This is a genomic window from Arthrobacter sp. E3, assembly GCF_017353415.1.
Taxonomy (GTDB): domain Bacteria; phylum Actinomycetota; class Actinomycetes; order Actinomycetales; family Micrococcaceae; genus Specibacter.
The window spans coordinates 1-305 of the sequence record NZ_JAFMPX010000112.1 but is presented as its reverse complement, the minus strand read 5'-3'; the positions used below and the strand labels follow the sequence as shown (position 1 = coordinate 305).

The following is a 305-nucleotide window of genomic DNA, read 5'->3' as shown; positions in this document are numbered from 1 at the left end:
CACAGGATCCGACGGCCATACGGGTGTGCTAGGCCTTCTGCGCAACGATCAAAGTCAGTGCGAGAAGTTCATAGGACCAACCAGCCACAACGAGGGCCGGCTGGTGAGCTTCGCTTCAGGTAATGATCTTTCTCAAGACAACGTCATGAAGGAAGGTGACAGGTACGTCTTCAGTTCTATCGCGACGTGGAACCACCCCTGCAAGTCTCCCGGCGTTTGGACCACCGGCAAAACACCTAACGGTGTCCATTTCAAGCCCATTGTAGCTGCGCAGGACCCAGACAACAACGATATCCATCCAAGGT

The 305-nt window shown here is 54.4% G+C and carries 1 protein-coding gene; it reads left to right on the top strand.

What is annotated here, in order from left to right; genetic code table 11:
- Positions 1-103: 103 nt before the first annotated feature.
- Positions 104-305, top strand: a 202-nt coding sequence (locus JMA46_RS16860; RefSeq protein ID WP_207346497.1) for a hypothetical protein, incomplete at its 3' end; no start/stop codon positions are given.